The organism is Ammoniphilus sp. CFH 90114 (genome assembly GCF_004123195.1).
Classification (GTDB): domain Bacteria; phylum Bacillota; class Bacilli; order Aneurinibacillales; family RAOX-1; genus YIM-78166.
In genome coordinates this window covers 15,439-39,804 of record NZ_SDLI01000007.1, presented here as the reverse complement: position 1 = coordinate 39,804, position 24,366 = coordinate 15,439, and the positions used below count along the sequence as shown (strand labels likewise).

General features: G+C 43.5%; 21 protein-coding genes, 1 pseudogene and 2 riboswitches. Of the genes and pseudogenes, 6 read left to right on the top strand and 16 right to left on the bottom strand.

Annotation, left to right across the window (positions count from 1 at the left end; genetic code table 11):
- The 5 genes and pseudogenes from EIZ39_RS16310 to EIZ39_RS16290 form a co-directional block, all read right to left on the bottom strand.
- A pseudogene (locus EIZ39_RS16310) lies at positions 1 to 1,260 on the bottom strand (homoserine dehydrogenase).
- A gap of 67 nt (positions 1,261 to 1,327) precedes the next feature.
- A riboswitch (SAM riboswitch) is annotated at positions 1,328 to 1,441 on the bottom strand.
- An 11-nt stretch (positions 1,442 to 1,452) separates the two neighbouring features.
- Positions 1,453 to 4,830 (bottom strand): methionine synthase, encoded by a 3,378-nt coding sequence (metH, locus tag EIZ39_RS16305; RefSeq protein WP_240675849.1) that lies wholly within the window; start codon positions 4,828 to 4,830, stop codon positions 1,453 to 1,455.
- A gap of 162 nt (positions 4,831 to 4,992) precedes the next feature.
- Positions 4,993 to 5,098, bottom strand: a riboswitch (SAM riboswitch).
- Positions 5,099 to 5,162: 64 nt separating this feature from the next.
- Positions 5,163 to 6,254: a dipeptide epimerase gene (locus tag EIZ39_RS16300; RefSeq protein ID WP_129201067.1), complete on the bottom strand. Its 1,092-nt coding sequence runs from the start codon at positions 6,252 to 6,254 to the stop codon at positions 5,163 to 5,165.
- Between the two features lie 107 nt (positions 6,255 to 6,361).
- Entirely contained in the window at positions 6,362 to 6,853 is a 492-nt protein-coding gene (locus EIZ39_RS16295) for a MerR family transcriptional regulator (protein WP_129201066.1), read from the bottom strand.
- Positions 6,854 to 6,961: 108 nt separating this feature from the next.
- The gene (locus EIZ39_RS16290; RefSeq protein WP_129201065.1) at positions 6,962 to 7,708 is read right to left on the bottom strand and encodes an IclR family transcriptional regulator; all 747 of its coding nucleotides are present in this window, start codon (positions 7,706 to 7,708) and stop codon (positions 6,962 to 6,964) included.
- A gap of 304 nt (positions 7,709 to 8,012) precedes the next feature.
- Here EIZ39_RS16290 and acnA point away from each other — a divergent pair, with 304 nt between their 5' ends.
- A complete protein-coding gene (gene acnA, locus EIZ39_RS16285) occupies positions 8,013 to 10,718 on the top strand; it encodes an aconitate hydratase AcnA (protein WP_129201064.1) in 2,706 nt (901 codons plus the stop codon).
- Positions 10,719 to 10,765: 47 nt separating this feature from the next.
- Here acnA and EIZ39_RS16280 read toward each other — a convergent pair whose 3' ends face one another.
- A complete protein-coding gene (locus EIZ39_RS16280; protein ID WP_129201063.1) occupies positions 10,766 to 11,245 on the bottom strand; it encodes a hypothetical protein in 480 nt (159 codons plus the stop codon).
- Between the two features lie 118 nt (positions 11,246 to 11,363).
- On the opposite strand from EIZ39_RS16280, the gene EIZ39_RS26715 reads away from it, so the two are divergent.
- Together EIZ39_RS26715 and EIZ39_RS16275 are read left to right on the top strand one after the other, a co-directional pair.
- Entirely contained in the window at positions 11,364 to 11,525 is a 162-nt protein-coding gene (locus EIZ39_RS26715; protein ID WP_164985136.1) for a hypothetical protein, read from the top strand.
- A 63-nt stretch (positions 11,526 to 11,588) separates the two neighbouring features.
- Entirely contained in the window at positions 11,589 to 11,882 is a 294-nt protein-coding gene (locus EIZ39_RS16275; protein ID WP_164985135.1) for a YokU family protein, read from the top strand.
- Positions 11,883 to 11,968: 86 nt separating this feature from the next.
- On the opposite strand, the gene EIZ39_RS16270 is transcribed toward EIZ39_RS16275, so the two are convergent.
- Positions 11,969 to 13,318 (bottom strand): glutamine synthetase family protein, encoded by a 1,350-nt coding sequence (locus tag EIZ39_RS16270; RefSeq protein ID WP_129201061.1) that lies wholly within the window; start codon positions 13,316 to 13,318, stop codon positions 11,969 to 11,971.
- A gap of 241 nt (positions 13,319 to 13,559) precedes the next feature.
- Between EIZ39_RS16270 and dapD the strand changes: the two genes are divergently transcribed.
- Positions 13,560 to 14,270 carry a 2,3,4,5-tetrahydropyridine-2,6-dicarboxylate N-acetyltransferase gene (gene dapD / locus EIZ39_RS16265; protein ID WP_129201060.1) on the top strand — a complete coding sequence of 237 codons (711 nt, stop codon included), beginning with the start codon at positions 13,560 to 13,562 and terminating at the stop codon, positions 14,268 to 14,270.
- A gap of 12 nt (positions 14,271 to 14,282) precedes the next feature.
- Positions 14,283 to 15,413, top strand: coding sequence for an N-acetyldiaminopimelate deacetylase (locus EIZ39_RS16260; RefSeq protein WP_129201059.1), 1,131 nt, complete (start codon positions 14,283 to 14,285; stop codon positions 15,411 to 15,413).
- Positions 15,414 to 15,462: 49 nt separating this feature from the next.
- On the opposite strand, the gene EIZ39_RS16255 is transcribed toward EIZ39_RS16260, so the two are convergent.
- Positions 15,463 to 16,137: an N-acetylmuramoyl-L-alanine amidase family protein gene (locus tag EIZ39_RS16255; protein ID WP_164985134.1), complete on the bottom strand. Its 675-nt coding sequence runs from the start codon at positions 16,135 to 16,137 to the stop codon at positions 15,463 to 15,465.
- A 194-nt stretch (positions 16,138 to 16,331) separates the two neighbouring features.
- Between EIZ39_RS16255 and hemQ the strand changes: the two genes are divergently transcribed.
- A complete protein-coding gene (gene hemQ, locus EIZ39_RS16250; RefSeq protein ID WP_129201057.1) occupies positions 16,332 to 17,075 on the top strand; it encodes a hydrogen peroxide-dependent heme synthase in 744 nt (247 codons plus the stop codon).
- A gap of 49 nt (positions 17,076 to 17,124) precedes the next feature.
- Here the strand turns inward: hemQ and EIZ39_RS16245 are convergent, their stop codons facing one another.
- The 8 genes from EIZ39_RS16245 to coxB form a co-directional block, all read right to left on the bottom strand.
- On the bottom strand, positions 17,125 to 17,433 hold the full coding sequence (locus EIZ39_RS16245; protein ID WP_129201056.1) for a hypothetical protein: 309 nt from the start codon (positions 17,431 to 17,433) through the stop codon (positions 17,125 to 17,127).
- Between the two features lie 17 nt (positions 17,434 to 17,450).
- Entirely contained in the window at positions 17,451 to 18,422 is a 972-nt protein-coding gene (locus tag EIZ39_RS16240) for a 2-hydroxyacid dehydrogenase (RefSeq protein WP_129201055.1), read from the bottom strand.
- 118 nt (positions 18,423 to 18,540) lie between these two features.
- A complete protein-coding gene (locus tag EIZ39_RS16235) occupies positions 18,541 to 18,999 on the bottom strand; it encodes a DUF420 domain-containing protein (protein WP_483296048.1) in 459 nt (152 codons plus the stop codon).
- 45 nt (positions 19,000 to 19,044) lie between these two features.
- Complete coding sequence (locus EIZ39_RS16230) at positions 19,045 to 19,905, bottom strand: cytochrome c oxidase assembly protein (RefSeq protein ID WP_129201054.1); 861 nt, start codon at positions 19,903 to 19,905, stop codon at positions 19,045 to 19,047.
- 125 nt (positions 19,906 to 20,030) lie between these two features.
- Positions 20,031 to 20,348 (bottom strand): cytochrome C oxidase subunit IV family protein, encoded by a 318-nt coding sequence (locus EIZ39_RS16225; protein ID WP_129201053.1) that lies wholly within the window; start codon positions 20,346 to 20,348, stop codon positions 20,031 to 20,033.
- Positions 20,349 to 20,351: 3 nt separating this feature from the next.
- On the bottom strand, positions 20,352 to 20,960 hold the full coding sequence (locus tag EIZ39_RS16220) for a cytochrome c oxidase subunit 3 (RefSeq protein ID WP_129201052.1): 609 nt from the start codon (positions 20,958 to 20,960) through the stop codon (positions 20,352 to 20,354).
- The gene (gene ctaD / locus EIZ39_RS16215; protein WP_129201051.1) at positions 20,960 to 22,789 is read right to left on the bottom strand and encodes a cytochrome c oxidase subunit I; all 1,830 of its coding nucleotides are present in this window, start codon (positions 22,787 to 22,789) and stop codon (positions 20,960 to 20,962) included. Before ctaD ends, EIZ39_RS16220 begins: the two co-directional genes overlap by 1 nt.
- Before the next feature lie 23 nt (positions 22,790 to 22,812).
- On the bottom strand, positions 22,813 to 23,841 hold the full coding sequence (coxB, locus tag EIZ39_RS16210) for a cytochrome c oxidase subunit II (RefSeq protein WP_129201050.1): 1,029 nt from the start codon (positions 23,839 to 23,841) through the stop codon (positions 22,813 to 22,815).
- Between the last annotated feature and the right edge of the window lie 525 nt (positions 23,842 to 24,366).

The following is a 24,366-nucleotide window of genomic DNA, read 5'->3' as shown; positions in this document are numbered from 1 at the left end:
TTAAATGACAAGCGTAGAGTATGAATCTACTGATTCGTTCGTATTTACCGTTTCTAAAACAGGGTATATGTGAATACCAGTCGCTGGATCTATCTGTAAATTACCCTCAAGTATAAAGCCTATTCTCGTTGCTTCATCTCCAACTTGAGCTAGAATCCGAATTCCCTCTTGTTGCATCAACAGTTGAATATGTTCCGAAATCGGGGCTTTCTTTGCCTCTAATACCACCAACTGGCATTGCTTATTGGCCCGAGCGCCTTCCAAGCTTATTCCCGTACTCCATGGTGACTGTGCCTGAAAGGGTTGGGACAGAAGATACGCGAGATCTTCTACCACCGCACTGGCCGTTGGCAGTTCACCTGCTCCTTTACCCGTAAATAATAAATCCCCTACAATATTACCCGTAATCTGCACTGCATTGAAAGCATCTTGAATCTGGGCCAAAGAATGGCCCAAAGGCAATAAAGTCGGCCTAACGGATAAAGTTACGGCATCCTGATCTTTTTGGGCTTGGGCAATTAACTTAAAGCGATACCCCAATTGCTTAGCGATCTGCATCTCCTCTACCGTAATCCGGCTAATCCCTTCCCGAACGGCAGCCTCAATAGGCGGAGCTTCTCCAAAAATAAGTTGTGAGAGGATAGAAACCTTGTAAAGAGCATCATAGCCTTCCACATCAGAGGTTGGGTCTGCCTCCGCAAACCCTAGTTCCTGTGCCTCTCTTAATACATCTTCATAACTCCTCCCATGCTGCTCCATCTAAGTCAAGATATAATTCGTGGTACCATTAAGAATCCCCTGTAGCTGGGTTACATCGTTCGTGCGCAAAAAATGCCGCAGCGTACTGATAATCGGAATCCCTCCAGCCACACTTGCCTCGTAAAAGAAATGAACTTGGTGCTCATTTGCTAATTGGATAAGCTCGGCTCCCTTTTTCGCTAAGAGCTCCTTATTAGCCGTAACGACATGACAGCCCTTCTCAAATGATTGTTTAATGTAAGAGAATGCAGGATCAAGCCCGCCCATCACTTCAACAACCACATCCACATCTGAACTCAGGACATCTTCAAACTCTGACGTCAATAGATTAGGATCCACCTGAACTTGTCTTTCCTTCGCTTTATTTTTTACTAGAATCTTCACAATTTCAACCTTTTTCCCCAATCGTTCAGATAATCTTTTCTCCTGATTCCGAATGGTCTTTACCACTCCTGTTCCAACCGTACCTAGTCCAAGCAAGCCAACTCGAATCACACTCATCCTGTTAGATCCCTCCTCGAAAAAAATAGACCTCTTCCTGAGTCAGAAGAGGTCGTTTTCTATCCTCCTCTTATCTATCAGGCATAACTTTCATCCTGTTGGAGTTAGCACCATTCCAGCTGTTCTAGCTGACGGTTGCCGGGTTTCATCGGGCCAGTCCCTCCACCTCTCTTGATAAGAGCAAATTTTTGTCTAGTCTGCATTGAAGTATTTCGCTTGCGGATGAGCAAATACCATAGCTGAAACCGAGGCCTCCGGCTCCATCATGAAGCCTTCGGTTAGTTCTATGCCGATTTGAGCCGGCGAAATTAATTTAAATAATTTTTCCTGATCTTCTAGATTTGGACAAGCGGGATAACCGAAGGATACCCGAATACCTTGATATCGTGCACCGAAGCGCTCCATCATCGTCATGTCGGCCGGATCCGGGAAGCCCCAGCTATCCCTCATGACATGGTGCAATCGCTCCGCAAACGCCTCAGCAAGTTCCAATGCCAACGCCTGAACCGCATGAGAACGGACATATTCTCCTTTATCTTTCCACCCACCAGCTAGATCTCGGATACCCTGACCAGCTGTTACCACGAAGAAACCTACACTATCCATCACACCGCTCTCAATGGGGCGGAGGAAGTCCGCTAAGCAGAGATATGGCGCTTCCTTCTGGCGTGGGAAAGTAAATCTCTCGAGCACTTTAGAATGATCCTTGGGATCATAGATGATGACATCATTGCCAGAAGCTTGGGCCGGGAAAAATTGATAGACCCCGTTCGCTTGGATTAAACCTTCTCCCTTTGCTTCCTTAAGCAATTGATCCATGACTTCCTTTAACTCGAGCGTCTTCACATCGCCTTCTTCGATCAGTCTTTCCACGTTGCCGCGCAGTCCCATGTGCTTACCTAAGAGCATTCTCCAGTTCAAGTAAGGCTGAAGGTAAGATAGCGGATAATTACGCAATACATGCGGTTCAAAGTCCGGCGCCTGGAAAATAGGGGCATTGCGATCGATATCCGAGCTCTTAGGTTGGTGATCCTCTTCCACTACAGTGACCGCCGCTTCCTGTTGCTGAAGCTTGGCTAGTTTATTCTCTTTTAGCTCAGCGATTAATCGCTCTCTTAAATGTTCATCCATCAATTGGTTAGCCAAATCCAGACCGTTCATGGCATCCTTCGCATAGAGAACAAGTCCCTCATATTCGGGAGCGATTCTATTTTCCGTAAATTTACGAGTTAAGGCCGCTCCTCCAACTAGAATAGGAACATCGATCCCAGCCGTTTTTAAGTCTTGTGCCGTCGTTACCATCTGTTGTGCGGATTTCACTAACAAACCAGAGAGTCCGATAGCATCAGGCTTCTCTTCCCGATAGGCACGGATGAGTTCCTCAGGTGGAACCTTGATCCCTAGATTGACGATTTTGTAACCATTATTCGACAGAATGATCTCAACCAGATTCTTTCCAATATCATGCACGTCGCCTTTTACAGTCGCAAGAAGGATTTTCCCTTTTACAGAAGAAGAGGTTTTTTCCATATAAGGTTCTAGGTAGGCAACGGAAGTTTTCATGACCTCAGCACTTTGCAGTACTTCGGCTACAATCAGCTCATTATTGTTAAACAAGCGGCCGACTTCACTCATTCCCGCCATCAAGGGACCATTGATAATTTCAAGTGGAGGGTATTTCGCGAGAGCCTCATCAAGGTCCTTTTGAAGTCCCTCTTTTGTCCCTTCCACGATATATTGAGCAAGGCGCTCCTCTAAGCTTAAATTGCTGATAATCTCTTTCTTCACGGTTTTCTTTTCACGATAGAAGGCTGTAAACTGCGCTAGTGTCTCATCGTTGGTCCGGAATAGAAGATCTTCGGATAGCTTCCGCTCCTCTTCTGGAATAGAGGCGAAACGCTCTAGTTTCTCGGTGTTGACGATCGCGTAATCGAGGCCCGCTTTTGTACAGTGGTACAAGAAAACAGCATTAAGCACTTCACGCCCCGCTGCAGGTAAACCAAAGGAGACGTTGCTTACCCCAAGGATGGTCTGACATTGCGGCATGGCCTCTTTAATGAGTCTAATTCCTTCTACGGTTTCAAGCGCTGCACCGATATAGGACTCATCCCCCGTCCCTACCGGAAACACAAGCGGATCAAAGATGATGTCTAAAGGATTAAGTCCGTATTTATGGACAAGCAGATCATAGGAACGTTTAGCAACTTCTAATTTCTTCTCTCGAGTAACAGCCATACCCTTTTCATCAATCGTTCCCACCACAACAGCTGCTCCATAGGTCTTGATCAGAGGTGCTACTTGTTCAAAGCGCTCTTCTCCATCTTCCAGATTGATCGAGTTAATAATCGCTTTCCCTTGGGAAAACTTAAGACTAAGCTCGATGACTTCAGGATCCGTAGAATCGATCATGAGAGGTACCTTTACTTTATTGACCACGTACCCTAGGAATTGGCTCATATCCTCTGCCTCTTCACGATCAGGATCAGCTAAACAAACGTCAATAATATGGGCGCCCTTCTTCACTTGGGCTCGAGCGATTTCGGAGGCTTCCTCATACTTTCCTTCTTTAATCAGATCCCGGAACTTCTTAGATCCAATGACATTCGTCCGCTCCCCGACAAATAATGGGCGATTGTCTTCTTCTAAATAGACCGGTTCAATACCGGAAACCACATGACCATGTGGCTTCGTTTCTCTCCTTGGGGAATAATGTTTAAGCTCCTCCGCCATGGCACGGACATGTTCTGGAGTCGTACCGCAGCATCCTCCTGCGACGTTGAGCCATCCTTTCTCTGCAAATCCGGCCAGCTTGGTAGCAAGGGCTTGTGGAGATTCGTGATAATGTCCATTTTCATCTGGAAGACCTGCATTCGGATAACAACTTACCGCACATTGAGCAAGTTCTGAGAGGGTTCGGATATGATCACGCATAAACTCTGGCCCTGTAGCACAGTTCAAACCAACAGAGATCGGCTTTAGATGCTCAAGCGAGATATAAAAGGCTTCAATATTTTGACCTGCAAGCGTCGTTCCCATCGGCTCGATGGTTCCTGAGATCATCACAGGAATCTCAACCTCTAGTTCATCTAGAGCCTTCTTAATCCCGATGCTTCCAGCTTTCACATTCAGCATATCCTGTGCGGTTTCTAAGAGGAGAACATCCACGCCTCCTTGGACTAAAGCTTTCGCTTGCTCATAATACGTTTCAATTAATTCATCAAAGGTGACCCCACCCGTAACCGAGAGGGTCTTGGTGGTCGGCCCCATAGATCCTGCGACATAACGTGGCCAGTCCTCTGTTGAATAAGCATCTACCGCTTCCTTTGCCAATCTGGCTGCAGCCAAATTAATTTCAGCGGATTGATTCTGAAGGTCATACTCTGCCAAAACGACGCTTGTTGCCCCGAACGTATTGGTTTCAATGATATCAGCGCCCGCCTCTAAATATTCTTCATGGATACGGCGAATCACATCAGGACGAGTAAGGTTAAGCATCTCATTACAGCCATCTAGGGCTTCTCCACCAAAGTCTTCTTCTGTTAAGTCGGCCTGCTGGATCATCGTTCCCATAGCCCCATCCAGGATGAGGATTTTCTTTTCTAATTGCTGCTTCAAGCTGATCTTGGACAAGTTCCTCTCTCCCTCCACGACTCTTATCGCGTTTACGCGTGTGCTGACAAATAAATATATACAAAAAAACTTCTTCTGATAAGAAGAAGTTTAGCTATCAGCTTCTTATCTTTCAGGACAATAAAAGTCCTGCTGGAATTAGCACCTGCACACTTCGTGCGGTTGCTGGGTTTCATCGGGCCAGTCCCTCCACCTCTCTCGATAAGGTCGAATATTCACTTTAATATATGTAAGCTATCATTTATCCTTACAGATGTCAATTCTTTTCGCTACTAAACGTATTCGGTTGACAGTTGGATCCCTTCAATTCCAAGACCAAAACCAACGCCTAGAGTAATCTCAGATCCCTTATATTGAACCCCGCCAATGACTCGATTCTCAGCTAAGAGCAAAGCAGAATCCAGATCTACTCGGGTAATATTTTTCTTTGCTGCTGCTAAGTGAGCCGCTGCCGTGATGCCAATCGAACTCTCCAACATACACCCGAGCATACATTCCACCCCATAAGACTCGGCAATCGCATTAATCTTTAGGGCTTGATAGATCCCTCCGCACTTCATTAATTTGATATTAACCAAGTCCGCTGCCCGCATCTCTAGTATTTTCAAGGCATCTCTGGCAGAAAACATACTTTCATCCGCTAGGATCGGTGTTTCTACCTGATCCGTTACAAATTTCAATCCTTCTAAATCATGAGCTTTCACCGGTTGCTCCACTAGTTCAATCTGTAAATCCATGTCTTCCATCTGGCGTATGATGCGAACGGCCTCTTTTCGAGTCCACCCTTGATTGGCATCTAATCGGATCAAAACATCTTTTCCTACCCGCTCACGAACCGCTGTTACCCGATCTAAATCTAGTTTCGCATCATTTCCTACCTTTATCTTAAGCATCGAGATCCCTTGCTGCACAGCATCATGAGCATCATCTGCCATCTCTTCAGGAGCATTGACGCTAATCGTAATATCGGTCTCCAATTTAGAACGTGATCCCCCTAACAACTTATAAAGAGGAGCTTTGTTCTTCTTTGCCCATAAATCATATAAAGCCATGTCGACAGCTGCTTTAGCACTATTATTATTAACAAGGACAGAAGAAACCGTATGTAATAAATTCTCTATTTCATCAAGATCTTGATTCATCAATCGTGGAGCGATGAACTCCTCGATATTGCCTGCAATCGAGTGAATCGTGTCACCCGTGATAACAGCCGTTGGAGGTGCCGCACCGTACCCCACTTCACCTGTATCCGCGGTAATCCTTACGATCATTTCATCTGCCGCGTACGCTGTGCGAAGGGCTGTCTTAAACGGTTTTTTTAGAGGAGTTGATTGTTTGATTAATTCAATTTTACTAACCTTCATTTATGTCATCTCCCTTTGCTTCTCTTTTTGAACATTCTACCAAAGCAAAAGGAAAAAGCAATCAAACCCGGTGCTGCCGAATCGCACCGGGTCTAAGGGTCCGCTAATTATAATGTGAAATTCATGACTCGGCTCCAGAGTCCCTTCTTTTTCTTATCCCGTATATCCCGAAGGTTATCCATCAGTGTCTGGTCTCTTTTCGCAATTTCTACTTCCGCCCATTTTTCTTTCAGCTCATTCACTTCTTTTTGCAGGGCTTGAATGGTTTCCTGCATCTCTTCAAGCTGTTCACGTTTAACCATCACCATGTCAACTGGAACAGCATCCGTCTCCACCGTCTCCTGTGCATCTTCGTCATCAGCTTGTCCACTAATCTGAAATAACTCGGAACGAATCGCATGATGATCAAGTCCCTTTTCTTTTGCTTCCTTAATAAATTGAAAGACTTCCACCGCTTCCGGTTTAAACCACACCTGTTTCCCAGCCGTCTCCATCGGAACAAATTGATAGTATTGCTCTTTCCAGCTGCGAATACTTTGCCAAGTTGTATCCATTTCCTTTGCCATTTCCTTCAAAGAATACAATTGTCCGGTATTCATTGCTTGTCACCCTTCCCGTTTGTTTCGTTATGCTCATGATAACAAAATATGCGAGAAAAGCTTGTCAGACGGTGGGCGAATTTTCTGTATGATTTTGTTTGCTTTTGTCTATTTTTTAACCATCTTGCCCATTCTCTGTGCGGCGACCATCACCGCAGGGGCCATCTCCACCATCTTTTCGATCGTAAGACGAGCGGCAGGTCCAGAAACGGAAAGTGCGGCAACGACATCTCCCATGCGATTAAACACAGGAGCCGCCACCGCGCTGGTCCCTTGTTCTCTCTCCTCCACACTGGTGGCGTAGCCTGTCTGCTCAATTCTCTTCAACTGCTCGACATAATTTTCTTTATCAATCGTTTCTGGCCAAGCTGGATCTTGAAGAATAAATTCCATGACCGACTCATCTGAAAACGCAACCAGAACTTTACTCGACGCCCCTACAGCTAAGGGCAAACGAACCCCAATGGGGGCTACTCTACGGATCGTATGCTTACTTTCTACCGCTTGGATGCGAATTCGTTCACGGCCATCACGAACATATAAACTAATAGTTTCCCCGAGTAAATCTCTTAACTTCTCCATCTCCGGCAAGAAAAGAAGAGCAGGATCATCTTCCCGAACTAAGTGTGCGGAGAGCTCCCACAACCTGAATCCTAATCGATACTTCTCAGTGATAGGATCTCGAATCAGAAAACCCTTCCCTTCTAATGAAGCAAGCAAGCGATGTACTGTGCTTTTATTCAAATCTACAAGTTTTGCAATTTCCGTTAGTCCGAGTTCCTGTTTATCCGTGAAGCAGATGAGGATATCAAGTGCACGCTCCACCGCTCTTACGGTTTGCTTTTTGTCATCCATCCTTCCACCTCCCTTAGAATCCGTTGTTATTTTATGAGAAGAATGGAAAACATAAAACTGAGCAGGTTTTATTGTTCCATTCTACAGAACAGTATTTCATCTGTTAATATTATATCTTAGGAGAAGAAATTCGTAAATATCCATCAAAAATTCAATTTCTTGTGTGAAAATCAAGGAAAATAGTTGTGTACGGTTCCTTCAAATATGTGTATAATAGGATACATAAGAGAAACTCGGTTTCATCTGTTGAAACTTGCAGGGTTCTTGGAAAACACTATTTAAGTTCCTTCAAGGAGGTCATGACATGGCAAACAAGGATCAATATGGCGTAAGATCTGAACTTCAAGTAGGAGGCAAAAGCTATACCTACTATTCCTTAGCAGGCCTAGAAAAGCTTGGCCCAGTATCCAGGCTTCCTTATTCTATTAAAGTTCTTTTGGAAGCAGCTGTTCGTGAATTCGACGGAAAAGCGATCACAGAAGAACATGTAAACAAATTGGCTAACTGGACTCTTGAGCGCGATCCAAATCAAGAAGTTCCATTTAAGCCTGCTCGTATCGTTCTTCAAGACTTTACAGGAGTACCTGCCGTAGTAGACTTAGCAGCTATGCGTGCTACCATGCAGCGTATTGGCGGGGATGTTTCAAAAATCAACCCTCTTGTGCCTGTAGATCTTGTCATTGACCACTCTGTTATGGTCGATAACTTTGGAAGCGTAGATGCTCTTGAGCAAAACGAAACCATTGAGTTCGAGCGTAATGCAGAGCGTTATCGCTTCCTTCGTTGGGCACAAACGGCATTCAATAACTTCCGTGCGGTTCCGCCTTCCACAGGTATCGTTCACCAAGTTAACCTAGAGTACCTCGCTTCTGTTGCTGCAACAAAAGATGTAGACGGAACGACAGAAGTATATCCTGACTCTCTAGTAGGTACAGACTCTCATACAACCATGATCAACGGTCTTGGTGTTGTTGGTTGGGGAGTTGGTGGTATCGAGGCAGAAGCAGGAATGCTAGGACAGCCTTTGTATTTCGTTACTCCTGAAGTTGTCGGCTTCAAGGTAACCGGTACATTAGCTGAAGGAGCAACGGCAACTGACCTTGCTCTAACCGTAACGAACATCCTTCGTAAGAAAGGTGTTGTAGGAAAGTTTGTTGAATTCTTCGGACCTGGCGTAAGCAAGATGAGCTTGGCTGACCGTGCAACTGTAGCGAACATGGCTCCTGAGTATGGCGCAACGATGGGCTTCTTCCCAGTTGACCAAGAATCCTTGAATTACATGAGATTAACTGGCCGCAGCGAAGAGCAAATTGCTCTAGTTGAAGCTTACTATAAAGCACAAGGTATGTTCTTAACCGAAGACAGTGCAGAACCTACTTATTCTGAAGTAGTAGAACTTGATCTTTCCACTGTCGTTCCATCCCTTGCTGGTCCTAAGCGTCCACAAGACCGCGTAGAATTGACTGCGATGAAGCAAACCTTTAACGATGCAGTTCGCACTCCAATTGAAAAGGGCGGATTCGGTTTATCCGAGGATGATCTGAAGAAAGAAGCTACAGTCGAACACGCTTCTGGCGAGAAGACGGTAATGAAAAATGGAGCTGTTGTGATTACGGCGATTACAAGCTGTACGAACACGTCCAACCCGAGCGTATTGATCGGAGCTGGACTTGTAGCACAGAAGGCTGTTGCTAAAGGATTGAAGAAGCCTGCTTATGTAAAGAGCTCTTTAACTCCTGGTTCTCGCGTTGTAACAGACTACTTACAAGAAGCTGGATTGTTAGATTCTTTAGAAGCTCTTGGCTTCCACGTTGCTGGTTACGGTTGTGCAACTTGTATCGGTAACTCTGGTCCACTTCCTGATGAAGTAAGCCAAGCTATCGCTGACAACGATCTAACTGTTGCTGCGGTTCTATCCGGTAACCGTAACTTCGAAGGACGTATTCATGCGCAAGTGAAAGCAAACTACCTTGCTTCTCCGCCTCTTGTTGTAGCTTATGCTTTAGCAGGAACGGTGGATATCGACCTAACTACTGAACCAATCGGTTACGATCAGAATGATCAACCTGTTTACTTAAAGGATATCTGGCCAACTTCCCAAGAGATCCAAGAAGCATTGAGCAAAGCGGTTCGTCCTGAACTATTCCGCAAGCGTTATGAGAATGTGTTCCAAGCGAATGAGCGTTGGAACCAAATCGATGCACCTGTTGGCGATCTTTATGAGTGGGATGAAAAGTCCACTTACATTCAAGAACCTCCGTTCTTTAAGGAACTTGGCGATCAGTTAGTAGACATCGCTGACATCACAGGCGCACGCGCTCTTGCTCTTATGGGTGACTCTGTTACAACAGACCACATCTCTCCTGCTGGTAACATCAAGGCTGACAGCCCTGGTGGGTTATACTTGCAAGAGAACGGCGTGAAGCGCGAAGACTTCAACTCTTACGGCTCTCGTCGTGGTAACCACGAGGTCATGATGCGCGGAACGTTCGCTAACATCCGTATCCGTAACCTTATCGCTCCTGGAACTGAGGGTGGCGTAACGAAGTACTTGCCAACTGACGAAGTGATGTCTATCTATGATGCTTCTATGAAGTATCAAGCAGATGGTACGAACCTAGTCGTTCTAGCTGGTAAAGAGTACGGAACGGGAAGCTCCCGTGACTGGGCTGCAAAAGGTACCTTCCTTCTTGGAGTAAAAGCTGTTATCGCTGAAAGCTTCGAGCGTATCCACCGCAGCAACCTAGTAGGTATGGGCGTTCTTCCACTACAATTTGCAGAAGGAACCAACGCACAAGTACTTGGCCTTACTGGACGCGAAACCTTCGATATCACTGGCTTGAGCAACGATGTTCAACCAGGTCAAACGATCAAGGTAACAGCTACTCGTGAAGACGGATCGAGCTTCGAGTTTAGCGCAATCGTTCGTCTAGACAGCGTTGTTGATATCGAGTACTATCGTAACGGCGGTATCTTACAAACTGTACTTCGTCAATTGGCTGTAAACTAATCAAAATCAAAAAGGGATAGACCCATTGGGTTTATCCCTTCTTTCATTTACTTATCATCCTCAAACATTTTATCCATATCTTCTAACAGCTTACGGATCGCGTCGTCACCATACTCTCCCGCTTCCTTAAATCCCGCAAGCTTGTCCTTCGCCACATTCGCCTTAGCTTCATAATGAGCAAGCAAGTCAGCTTCTTCAGGATTAAACCACACAAGGTTTCCCTCTGCCCCACTACGCAAGTAGGCCACCTTCCATTGCTCTGGAAAATCATAAGCCTTGTCTTCAAAGAGGACTTCTAAAACGTCATCATTTCCGACCGGCAAAAGGTGATGAAACGTTTGCTCTTCTCCTCCCTCAGCAAGATCAAGATGCTTATAGGTATAATAGATATAATGCTCCCCTGTATTCGTGTCTTTGTATAGAAAATAGGCATCCGCGTCCGTTTTCTTTAATTCTTTCACCATTTCTACTCGACTTTTAAACTCTTCATAAGAAATCACCTTATTGTCTTTAAACGATTTTTCCATCTCTGACACCTCCTTACAACATTCTACAAGAAAATCACTCAATAACCGACAAGAATTTCATGCATCTTTTGTTAATATAGCAATACAAACCTTTTCTCCCAAAGGAGGAACTTCCGAAATGATAAATCGAGAACAACTCATTGAACAACTTAAACATAAATCATGGGATGAATTACAACACTTTTCTAGAGAAAATCCTGGCCTGCTTATTTTAGAGGAAGAAGGCCCAGATCCTCAACCTTCCTTCCTTCGATTCTTATCCAAAACTTTTCATTGGTAAACAACCTGCAGAAGCGGAATAGAATATTTAGTAATAAATAGAATGAAGAAAAGGAGGGAAACGATGAAGTGCGTTTGGTGTGATTCAAAACAAGCTAAGGAAACCACAAAAGACTGTCAATGGATTGAACCTGGCGGGGTCGAAGTCATTATGGTAACTGGCATACCAGCCATCGAATGCTCACAATGCCAAGACGTCTATTTAGCCGATGAGATGAACGAGGAAATTGAAGTTTCTCTTAATACGGTAGACTTGAGACTACTGGGCAGCACCTTTTCCTATGAACAACTCGTGAAAGCTCCCAAAATGAGTATCTTTGATATCTACAATAACGGTGGCTCGTTTAAATGTAGATAAGAAAAAGGGTGAATTCAAACAAGCTGCTACCTTGTTTGGATTCACCCTCTTGCTTTTTTCCTATCATAGGAGTACAGTCTATCTGATTAGAACTTCCCTTGATAGTTCTCGATTTCCCAAGAATGAACAGCTGTGCGATAACTATCCCACTCCGCTCTCTTCATCGCCACAAACTCTCCATACACATGATCCCCTAGTACATCTCGAGCGAAATCACTTGCTTCAAGAGCATCAAGAGCATACTCTAAGCTTCCTGGCAAGTTATCAATACCTCGCTCAGCACGTTCCTCACTGGACATATGGAAGATGTCTTCGTTTACGGCAGCAACTGGTGTTAATCCTCTTTCTACTCCGTCTAGACCTGCTGCTGCAACAACAGCATAAGCCAAGTAAGGATTAGAAGATGGATCCGGACAACGCAACTCAACACGTGTAGCCATGCCTCTCTTAGCCGGAATGCGGATCAAGGCAGAACGATTGGAAGCAGACCAAGCGATATAGCATGGCGCTTCATATCCTGGAACAAGCCGCTTGTAGGAGTTTACTAACGGGTTCGTTACGGCCGCAAAGTTCTTAATGTTCTCCATCAAGCCAGCAATGAACGAATAGGCAGAGGAAGATAGTTGAAGACGATCGTCCGCATCGAAGAATAAATTTTGACCATCCTTAAATAAGGACATGTTCACATGCATACCAGAACCACTGATTCCGAACACCGGCTTCGGCATGAAGGTTGCGTGTAGACCGAATCTCTTCGCTACCGTCTTTACTACCCACTTGTATGTTGTTGCATTATCAGCTGCACCTAACACGTCCGCATACTTAAACCCAATTTCATGCTGGCCTTGCGCCACTTCATGGTGAGACACCTCGACTTTAAAGCCCATCGCCTTCAACGCACGATAGATCTCAAGGCGAACGCGCTCTCCTAGATCATGAGGAGACGTCTCAAAATAACCTGCTTCGTCATGCGTCTTTACAGTGGGTCTGCCATTCTCATCGGTTTGAAAAAGGAAAAATTCAAGCTCAGGTCCAGCAGAAATGGTATACCCTTGTTCCGCAGCTTTTTGAACTGTTCTCTTCAACACATTTCGTGTGTCCCCTTCAAATAAACTTCCATCCGGATTCATGACACTGCACAAAAAACGCGCTTCAGAATAGCCATCTTCAACTGTCCAAGGAATTACAGCGAATGTATTCAAATCAGGAAGCAAATATAAGTCTGACTTATGAATCGGCGAGAAACCTGCAATCGAGGATCCGTCAAACATGATACGCCCTTCTACAGCGTCCTCCAAGTCTTCAGCTGTAATCGTAACGTGCTTTAGTACGCCTTCAAGATCTACAAATTGCAAGTGCAGCAAATCCACACATTTATCTTCAATAATTCTCTTGATCTCTTGTAATTTCGTTTCAGTTCCCGCTGTCATCACCATTGTAACTTTCCTCCCATTCAATGTTAACTTACCTAACATCAACTTTATGGATTTATTATATGCCACTCTGAACAGAATGGCAACACCTTTTTTTCAGAATAATCATGTAAACCCTTACAATTATCGTCCGGTTTCTTACGTTGTGTATTCCTCCTCAATCTGGTACAGTTAAAGGTAGAAAAAACGCAAAAAACTTGGCACTCTAGCCAAGTTTTTCTTCAAAGTTAAGGAGGAAACGATTATGAACATGATGGATGCTAATCAAATTATCGAATTTATCCAAAAAAGCGTGAAGAAGACACCTGTTAAGGTACATATTAAAGGAAACTTGGAAGGGCTTGATTTTGGAGCAGAAACCAAATCCTTCATTAATGGACAAGTTGGTGTTCTTTTTGGTGAGTGGAAAGAAATTGCTCCCGTTTTAGAAGCTAATAAGGATAGAATCGAAGATTATGTAGTGGAAAGTGACCGTCGCAACTCCGCTATTCCTCTTTTAGACACCAAGCATATTCAAGCACGTATCGAGCCAGGTGCTATCATCCGTGATCAAGTAGAAATCGGAAACAATGCCGTCATCATGATGGGCGCCGTCATTAACATTGGAGCAGTCGTAGGTGAAGGTACCATGATTGATATGAACGTTGTGCTTGGTGGTCGTGCAACAGTTGGAAACAACTGCCACATCGGTGCTGGAGCCGTGCTTGCAGGCGTAATTGAGCCGCCTTCCGCTTCTCCCGTTATTGTAGAAGATGATGTTGTAGTAGGTGCTAATGCTGTTCTTCTTGAAGGTGTTCGCGTAGGAAAAGGTGCGGTTGTCGCCGCTGGAGCCGTTGTTGTAGATGATGTTCCTCCTTATACTGTGGTAGCTGGTACTCCTGCTCGCGTGATCAAGCAAATCGATGAAAAAACGAAGAGCAAAACAGAAATCAAACAGGAGCTTCGCCAACTCTAAGGAGATGGGACTATGAGCCTGAGCATATATCATGAGATCAGAAGAAGTCTTCATCTCATACCAGAGAAGGGCTTCGAGGAATTTAAGACTCAACAGTTTTTACTTGACTATATCAAGCAACTGCCTGAGGATCGGTTTGATTTAGAAACATGGAGAACAGGCATCCTCGTAAAGGTGAAAGGAACGAATCCTACCCGTATCATCGGCTACCGAGCAGATATGGATGGTCTTCCCATTGAGGAAGAAACGACTTACGCGTTTCGCTCTCAGCACCCTGGCTATATGCATGCTTGCGGTCATGATTTCCATATGAGTATTGCCTTAGGCGTGCTTACCCATATTGTCAATCATCCAGTTCAAGATGATGTGCTCTTCATCTTCCAGCCAGCAGAAGAAGGCCCAGGGGGGGCTAAACCCATGCTCGAAGAGTGCACGGCCTTGCAACACTGGAAGCCCGACATGATTATGGCCTTGCATATTGCTCCTGAATATCCAGTAGGAACGATCGCGACTCGTGAAGGGATCTTGTTTGCTAATACGTCAGAGCTATTTATTGATTTAGTTGGGAAGGGCGGTCATGCCGCTTTCCCTCATACAGCTAATGATATGGTTGTGGCAGCAAGCCATTTGGTTACCCAACTTCAGAGCATTGTTGCACGTAATATTGATCCCTTAGATTCCGGCGTTGTTACCATTGGGAAAATTGAAGGTGGCACGAAGCAAAACATTATTGCAGAAAAAGCAAGACTTGAAGGGACCATCCGAACCCTATCACTTGATTCCATGCACAAAATCAAAACGAGAATCGAAGCTCTCGTTAAAGGCATCGAAGCGGGATTTGCTTGTCAAGCTTCGATTGACTATGGGTCCAACTATTGTCAGGTTTATAATGACCCCAGCCTGGTACGCGAGTTTATGAACTGGGTTGAGACAAACGAAAGTGTAACACTGATTGAGTGTAAGGAAGCGATGACTGGTGAGGATTTTGGCTATTTCTTAGAAGAGATTCCTGGATTTTTATTCTGGCTTGGCGTTGATACTCCTTATGGACTCCACCACTCCAAGATTGAACCTAGTGAAGAGGCTATTGATGTAGCAATAAATCTCCTTACACAATACATTCATCATCTAGCAAATAAATAAAGATCTAAAGAAGGGTGAAAGATGAGGAAACTCCTCTCTTTCACCCTTTTTATTCCACCGGGTAAAGCAAAAAATATTCCCCTACAGCATGCGCAATAGTATCAGCTAATTGCTGCTGAAACTTATTGTCCCTTACCATTGTAAAATCTTGAGCATTACTCAAATATCCCAGTTCTACAATAACGGATGGCATCTGGAGATGCTTCATTAAAAAGTAGGTTCTTCCCCTTGACGGCTTTTTCTCTATCCCGTACAAAGTATTCAGATGTTGTTGTAATAAATGAGCAAGACTATAGCTTTTTTGGTTGGCTTGGTAGATCACTAAAGGGCCACGTGTTCTGTGATGACCGGACCAGTTCATATGCAAACTAATAAAAACTTTGGGATCTAGAGCATCAGCAATTAATTTTCTTTGTGTTAAATCTCGTAGATGACGGCTTCTGATTGGTTGGCGGTTATCGTCACTTAAAGCATAATCACGAACGCGGGTCATCCCCACATTATATCCCTGAGAGATTAACCGTTCATAAAGCCTTTTCCCGATTTGTAAATTTAGTTCCTTCTCCAAAACGCCATACGCCGATGTTCCACCATCTACTCCTCCGTGACCTATATCAATAATGACATCAAAGCGCTCAGGATAGCCTTGGGCTAACCCAGTATTAGCAAAATAGCAAAAGAAAGTGAAGATCCAACACCAAACCAGAATCAAAATCTTTTTCATGTTCATTTTTTCCACCTCTATATAGGGTTAGAATACCCTGTGGTAAAGCGAACATGCATTCACATAATCGACATATCCAATTTGGAAATATTGAAATTCACATTGAAAAATTTAGCAACCGCTTGTCAGTATGGTATACTAGGATGGAAAAATATTTTACATAACTAAGACCTTCATTAAAGGAGTGTTAAGATATGAGTCAAGCTGTCCAAACCTTGGAGGGCTGGTATGTCCTTCATGATTTTAGAAGTATCGATTGGAATGCCTGGAAGTCTCTCACACAGGAAGAGCGAGATCAAGCAACAGACGAATTACTTTCCTTAATGGGATCATGGAAAGAAGTCGAAGACCAAAAACAAGGAAGCTTTGCTCTTTATTCAATTGTGGGCCAGAAGGCTGACCTTGCCTTTATGCATTTGCGACCTACTCTTGCTGAACTAGATGACCTAGAAACGGCTTTTAACAAGACTTTATTAGCTCAAATCACTATTCCTACATACTCTTACGTATCCGTTGTAGAATTAAGTACCTACGTAGCAGGAGATGTTGATCCTGACACAGATCCTTATATCCAAGGCCGCTTAAAGCCTGTATTACCTGACACTAAGCATATCTGCTTCTATCCGATGAACAAGAGAAGAGAAGGAAATGACAACTGGTACATGCTTCCTATGGAACAGCGCAGTGCGATGATGCGAAGCCATGGGATGATTGGCCGTAAGTATGCTGGTCAAGTGACACAGATCATTTCTGGATCCGTTGGTCTTGATGATTGGGAGTGGGGCGTAACCTTGTTTGCCGATGATCCTCTAACATATAAGAAGCTCGTATACGAAATGCGCTTCGATGAAGTAAGTGCTCGTTACGGTGATTTTGGATCCTTCTTTGTAGGGAACAGAATGGACCAAGAGCGCATTAAGAGTTACTTACAGGTTTAATGAAAAGAGCTAGTGAAAGGAATGACCTTTCAACTAGCTCTTTTTCTCTTTACATCGAATCAAATTCCTCTAATTCCACTTCATACTGCATAGATGCCCCACACAACGTAATGATGACCTGACTACTGCCATTAGCATCACCAGACTTCACTTCCACGGTTACGTCTTGTTTTTCAGTTACTTCCTTCTCTTTCATCACCGTGTGTATAAATTGAAGTGCCTTCGAAGTCAAAGGCAAACCTACAATCTCTCCTCGTTGATCAGGAACATGAAGCAATTTATGATTATCGACGAACGATTCTACAGTCTCAGACAAAATCTCCACTTGAATAATGGATAACGGAATAATGGAATGCACGTTGAAGTCTCCTCCTCTTAGGTTAGTAGTTCTTTCACTACGTTTGGCGGTACTTCTCCTGTTACTGCCATGACAAGGTTTTTAGCCGCCGTTTTGGCCATGTCCAAACGTGTTTTTGCTGTGGAAGATCCGATATGAGGCAAAGTTACCACTTGGGGCATCTTTAAAAACGGGTGATCACTTGCGATAGGCTCCCGTTCATAGACATCTAGTCCTGCTCCCCTGATCTGCTTTGTTTCCAACGCCTCTATAAGAGCTTGCTCGTCTACGGTCTTCCCCCGGGAGGCATTAATAAAGATGGCTGTGTCTTTCATCTTTTCAAATTCCTCACGCCCCATCAAGTGTGTGGTCTCCGGAGTTAGAGGGGTCATGAGTACGACGAAATCAGACTGTGCTAGCAAATCGTCTAAAGAAGCAGGACGAATGCCTAAGCTCTGTTCTACCTCTGTCTTAGGACTCCTATTATGGTAAAGTACATTCATATCAAAGCCCAACTTCGCCCTTCGCGCAATGGCCTCACCGATTCTTCCTAAACCAATAATCCCTAAAGTGGAATGATGGACATCAACCCCGAATAAGACTTCATCGTCTCCTCTTCTCCACTGTCCGTTTTTAACATATTGATCGAGTTCAGGAATACGGCGTGCAGTAGACAAAATAAGGCCCATCACTAAATCAGCTACCGTATTATCTAGTACATAAGGAGTGTTCGTCCCGAGGATCTTTCTTGCTTTCATCGCTTCAAGATCAAAATTGTTATAGCCTACAGAAATATTACTTACTACTTTTAAGTGAGGGGCATGATCGAGCAACTCTCCATCAATTCGTCCACCTGTCGTTAGTAATCCTTCAACTTGTTGGACAGCCTTAAGCAACTCCGCGCGAGGGATGGTATCCTCCCCTAACCACTTCTCTACCTCACAGTGTTCTGCTATGTATTGTTCAACTTCTATTGGGATGGGTCTCGCCACAAACACTTTGGGTTTCATTTTTATCCTCCTATAAAACGTTTACTAATACTGACAGTACTAGAAATTCTCGCAAATGCCAAGCTTGTTATGCTCTTATAAAGAAAGTCCGGACAAGTTGTCCGGACTCTAATTACTTCTACCAGCCTAGTATGGCTTTAAATAAACTTGTTGCTTCACCTGGGGTCCATAGCACATAAAGCAGAACGTAGACCACTACCCCTGTACTTGCTGTAAAAAACCAGATGATCGATGTGATAGGTCCAATCTTTTTATGAAGCTTTAAACGATTCTTAAACCCGGACCATAAAGATGTAATACCGAATACAGCTCCTGTTGTGGCTAATATGATGTGAAAAATTAAGAATACTGTGTAGTAGATCTTAATCTCATCTGGACCACCAAATGCTGTATTTCCCACAAAAAGCGTTCTTGATGCATAGATAATAAAGAATGCTGTCGCAAAAATACCTGCCCAAGTCATGACCTTTTTATGAGTCTCAATCTTTCTCTGAGTAATGTAATACCAGCCTATCGCCACTAATATAGCGCTAATTACAATAAATGAAGTACTTAAAAAAGGTAGAATCGTAGCCATCAGGTTATCCCTTTCCATTTCTCTCTATATTTCTATTTCTTTCTACTACTCTTTCACTCCTTGTGGTGTATCAACAGCAGGTTGAGGGTAATACATATCAATGGAGTCTTTCGGATTTTCTTTTCGGAACCAGCGGAAGAAGATAAACGCGAGAGCAGAACCAAAAGCCAACTCCTGGACAAGCTTCATCAATACTCCACCTAATTGCTGGTCATCCATAGGGGGTAACCACCAAAACACTTCTGGAGCTCCCACATACGTTTGATAAACAATGGAATCCGCGAAGATAATTAACGCACATGCCGGTGTAAGCAAGACAGCTCCACTGATAATATAAGCCATCTTACGCAGTTCAGTTGTATGTTTAACTTCAGGTAAGGGACTAATGATAGGCCACCACATCTGGAAAGCAGCGATGAATAGGACCATGTGGGATAGAGCCATTAAGAATTCACTTTCCATCACGGTATTAAAGATAAGTGGCAAGTGATACATAGAGAACATAAAGTTAAAAGCGAAAATCGTCACAAGCATGTGAGTCTCAAGCATTCTTCGAGCAAATTTGATACTAAACAAAGCTTGCAATAAATATTTAGGCAACCCGAGAATTAATAATGGTGGAACAACAAAATACAGTAAAGATTGCTGCAGCATATGCGCACTAAACAAGTAGTGGTGACCATAGTAATTCATAGGGCTTCCTGCCGCCATGTAATACGTAACAAGACCTGTTATGAACAAGAAAATATGACGCGGCTTAATCGGTGACACATTCTCAAAGCGGTGACGGCCTGGACCAATAAGATAGAAATAAGTGAAACCTAAAGCAAGTGTAAGCAGCAACTGCCACGGATTCCACATTGTAAATAAACCAGATGATTCAACGACATGATGTCCATGTGACATACTAACGTTCCCTCCTGTCTTGGAGATGAAATGACATACCTATAATATTCTACCACTAATGCACCATCATTCTCCATAGGAAAAGAGAGGGGCATCTCATTCGCCCCCCTCTTCTTTCTTAAATCTTAGTAACCGCCCATCCAGTAGGCGAAAACGATAACGGTAACCACCGCAACCAAAAGACCTGTATAAATTCCTAACTCAGGAAGTTCATGTCCCTTTTGATCCATGTGCATCCAGATATAAAGTTGGAAACCTGCTTGAATAATACCAAGAACGATAATGAATGGAATAACAAAGGCATTAGAGCCTCCAAGAATAACAGCTAGAAAAGCAATCGCCGTAAGAATAATGGAAACGATAAAGGCAACGATATGCCTTTTCTTACCTTCGGGCTTATGGTGCTTGGGCCCAGTTTCAGTATGATTAATCTGTTGTCCCATCCACTAACCCACCTTTCCCATTAGGTATACTACTGTAAAGATGAAAACCCACACTAAGTCTACAAAATGCCAGTAAAGACTTGCTAAATAAAACTTAGGTGCTGTGACTACAGTTAAGCCTTTCTTAGCTAACTGCATTTGAAGTAAAGCAATCCAGGTTACACCACCTAGAACGTGCGCTCCGTGGAATCCAACAAGAGTATAGAAAGCGGATCCGAAGGCACTGCTAGACATAGTGTGTCCCATATGGTAGTAGTGCATAAACTCGTAGATTTCTAAGCCTAAGAACGCAACACCTAGTAGTACGGTAATTCCAAACCAACGCTGCATTCCTGCCACATCATGGCGGTGCATCGCTTGAACCCCAAATACACTAGTCAAACTACTTGTTAAAAGCAACAACGTAGCTATAGCTACAAGACCAAGGTCAAATAATTCTTGCCCTGTTGGTCCGCCAGCATAAGAGGTGCGAAGAGCGATAAATGTTGCAAACAAGGAACCGAACAATACAACTTCTCCACCTAAGAAGAGCCAGAAGGCAAGAACTTTATTTTTGCCTTCTAGTGTTGCTGTCTCAGGATGGGCGGGAAGGCTTGTAAAATTTTGTGCCATTACGCCTTTACCTCCTCTTCATCCGGATGCACATGGTATCCAGGATCATCGTAGATGGAACGAAGGAACATACATACCACTGTCGTTCCGAGTCCAATAATAACGATCAGATACGCATGGTGCATAAATCCGAAACCTGCAATAAATAAACCAAGTGACATAATGAACGGAAGAATCGATGGAGACGGCATATGAATCTCACCAAGCGGTTCTGCTGGTGTCATCTTCTTCTTGCCTGCCATCTTCTCAACCCAGAAAGCATCCAATCCACGAACAAGTGGAGTTTGAGCAAAGTTGTATTCTGGAGCTGGAGAAGAAATCGTCCACTCTAGTGTACGAGCATCCCAAGGATCGTTAGACGCCTTCTCACCACGAGTTGCTGTAACAATAACATTATACAAGAACACAAGGGTTCCGATAGTCATTGAGAAAGCACCAATAGTACTAATAAAGTTACCTAGTTCTAGACCTTGATTCGGTAAGAATGTAAATACACGACGCGGCATCCCCATTAAGCCAAGGAAGTGCTGAGGGAAGAACGTTAGGTGGAATCCGATAAAGAAGAACCAGAATCCAATCTTACCAAGTGTCTCATTCAAAATTTTACCGAACATCTTAGGCCACCAGTAATGAAGACCAGCGAATAGTGCGAACACCATTCCCCCTACAATCGTGTAGTGGAAGTGAGCGACTACGAAATAACTATCATGGAATTGGTAGTCAGCAGGAGGTACGGAAAGCATAACCCCTGTCATCCCCCCAATTACGAAGGTTGGCAAGAAGCCTACAGCCCAAAGGTTGGCTGCTGTGAATCGGATTTGTCCGCCCCACATCGTAAACAACCAGTTAAAGATCTTAATTCCGGTCGGAACCGCAATTAGCATGGTTGCAATGGAGAACAAGGAGTTGGCCACCGGTCCTAATCCAACAGTAAACATGTGGTGTACCCAAACCATGAATCCTAAGAAACCAATCAATACAGTAGCGAAAACCATGGCGCTATATCCAAAGATACGCTTCTTAGAGAAAGTAGCTATGACTTCAGAAATTACACCAAACGCTGGCAAGATCAAAATGTAAACCTCAGGGTGTCCGAACACCCAGAATAAATGTTGCCAGATTACAATATTACCGCCGAGAGCTGGTTCGAAGAACGCTCCTCCAAATAAGCGGTCAAACATCAACAAGACTAAACTTACTGTAATCGCAGGGAAAGCAAACAAAATAAGGGCAGAAGTAACAAATACACTCCATGTAAACATTGGCAAACGCATAAATGTCAATCCAGGAGCACGCATATTAATAATCGTTACAAGGAAGTTAATTCCCCCGATCCATGTTCCAATACCCGCAATCTGAAGACCTAATACATAAAAGTCAACACCCATGCCACTGTAATTCTTACCGGAAAGAGGCAAATACGCTGTCCAACCTGCATCAGGTGCTCCACCTAAAAACCAGCTTAGATTTAACAGTAAACCTCCAAGGAAGAAAAGCCAAAATCCAAGGGAGTTTAAGAAAGGAAATGCTACGTCGCGAGCACCAATCTGTAAGGGCACAATTGCGTTCATTAAAGCAAAGATAATAGGCATCGCAGCCAAGAAGATCATTGTTGTTCCGTGCATTGTTAAGAGCTGGTTAAATGATCCGCCCACAAATATCTCTTGGTTCGGGTACATTAACTGTATACGCATGAGAAGAGCTTCTAATCCACCGATAAGAAAGAAGAATCCACCCGCAATAAGGTAAAGAATACCGATTTTCTTGTGGTCAACGGTAGTTAGCCAATCCCACAAGCCAGTTCTCTTTGGGTGTGCATGTGTAGCCACGGTAATACCTCCTTTATTAGAGATTATTCAAGAGTCAAGGTGTTCATATATTCGACTAGGTCGTTAATTTGTTGTTCATCCAGCTTACCTTCAAAAGCTGGCATTAAGTTTCCTGGCTTTAAAGATTGAGGATTCTTAATCCATTGAGCTAAGTTTTCATTGTTGTGCTCGATGAAACCAGCTAATACCGTACGATCAGCAAAACCAGCAAGGTTTGGAGCAATGTCAGGTACTTTAACTCCTTTTGTTGCATCCACTGCGTGACAACCAATACAGCTCTGGTTGAACACTTCTTGTCCTGCTTGTGCAGAAGCTGGAACAGTTTTAGTAGCTGTCGCCTTCATATTGTTTACCCACTTATCAAACTCAGCTGGTTCAAGAGCAATGACCTTGAAGTCCATAAGAGCATGGGATGGTCCGCAAAGCTCAGCACATTTACCTTTATAAGTACCTGGCTTGTCAGCTTGAAGCCACATATTGTTAGTCATTCCAGGATTTGTGTCGATCTTACCCCCTAATGCAGGGATCCAAATGGCGTGCATTACATCCTTAGCCGTAACTTGGAATTGGATCTTCTGACCAGTAGGAATATATAGATCCTGTCCAGCAGAAATTTCAAGATCAGGGTATTCAAATTCCCACCAGAACTGGTGAGCTGTTACCTTTACTTGTAACGCTTCTTCAGTACTATGTTTCTCAGCTAGATCAAACGTCAGAGAAACGGTAGGGACCGCTAATACTGCAAGAAGAATAAGAGGAATAACAGTCCAAATAATTTCTAGTTTGTGATTACCTTCTACTTGCTCTGGAATACCTGTTTGTCCTGGACGCTTACGGAAGCGGAACAGAACATAGACGTAAATCACCATCACCACGACGAATACGCCAATCATGATGTACAAACTGAGCATAATCAATGATAACTGCGCTGATGCTACGGGTCCTTTTGGATCCAAAGCAGACAGATATGGGTCTTGTGCACACCCAGTGAGTACTAGCATCATTACCGCGAGCAGAGGCAATAGACGCCAACTTAAATTCCATCGACTCATCAAAATTCAACCCCACTTTCTTGTTTAATCACTCTACCTAATGGTTTAGTTAACTCTATATCCACATATAAAACAGTGGATGAACAGAAGTGCAAACAAATGCAAATCTGCAGTAATGATATGAGGGCGTAGAAACTTCCCCTTTTGTGTAAAAACACATAAAACGACATTATCTACCTTTGTTGCCACTTCACAGTTACATTAAACAAAAAATAGATAATGGGTAGAGATTTGTTTGCTAACCAAGAATATTTGCACCTACGTGTTTGCAATATTCCTCCCCATTAAAGTAGTTAGTAGTTATCACACTTGAAGATTATACATCATTGTAAGCATTATTTGAAGCGTGAAAAACGTATTTTTGGGGAAATACAAATTTTGGGTAGGATTTATTTTTCTTGGCTTAATTAATATTTATAATATATGAACTTCAATATATTTTTCATAGTTTGTATGAACATTTTATGAACTTTTTGTGTCCGAAACTTTTTAAAGTTTCTATTGTCAACCTGATAATAAGGTTTT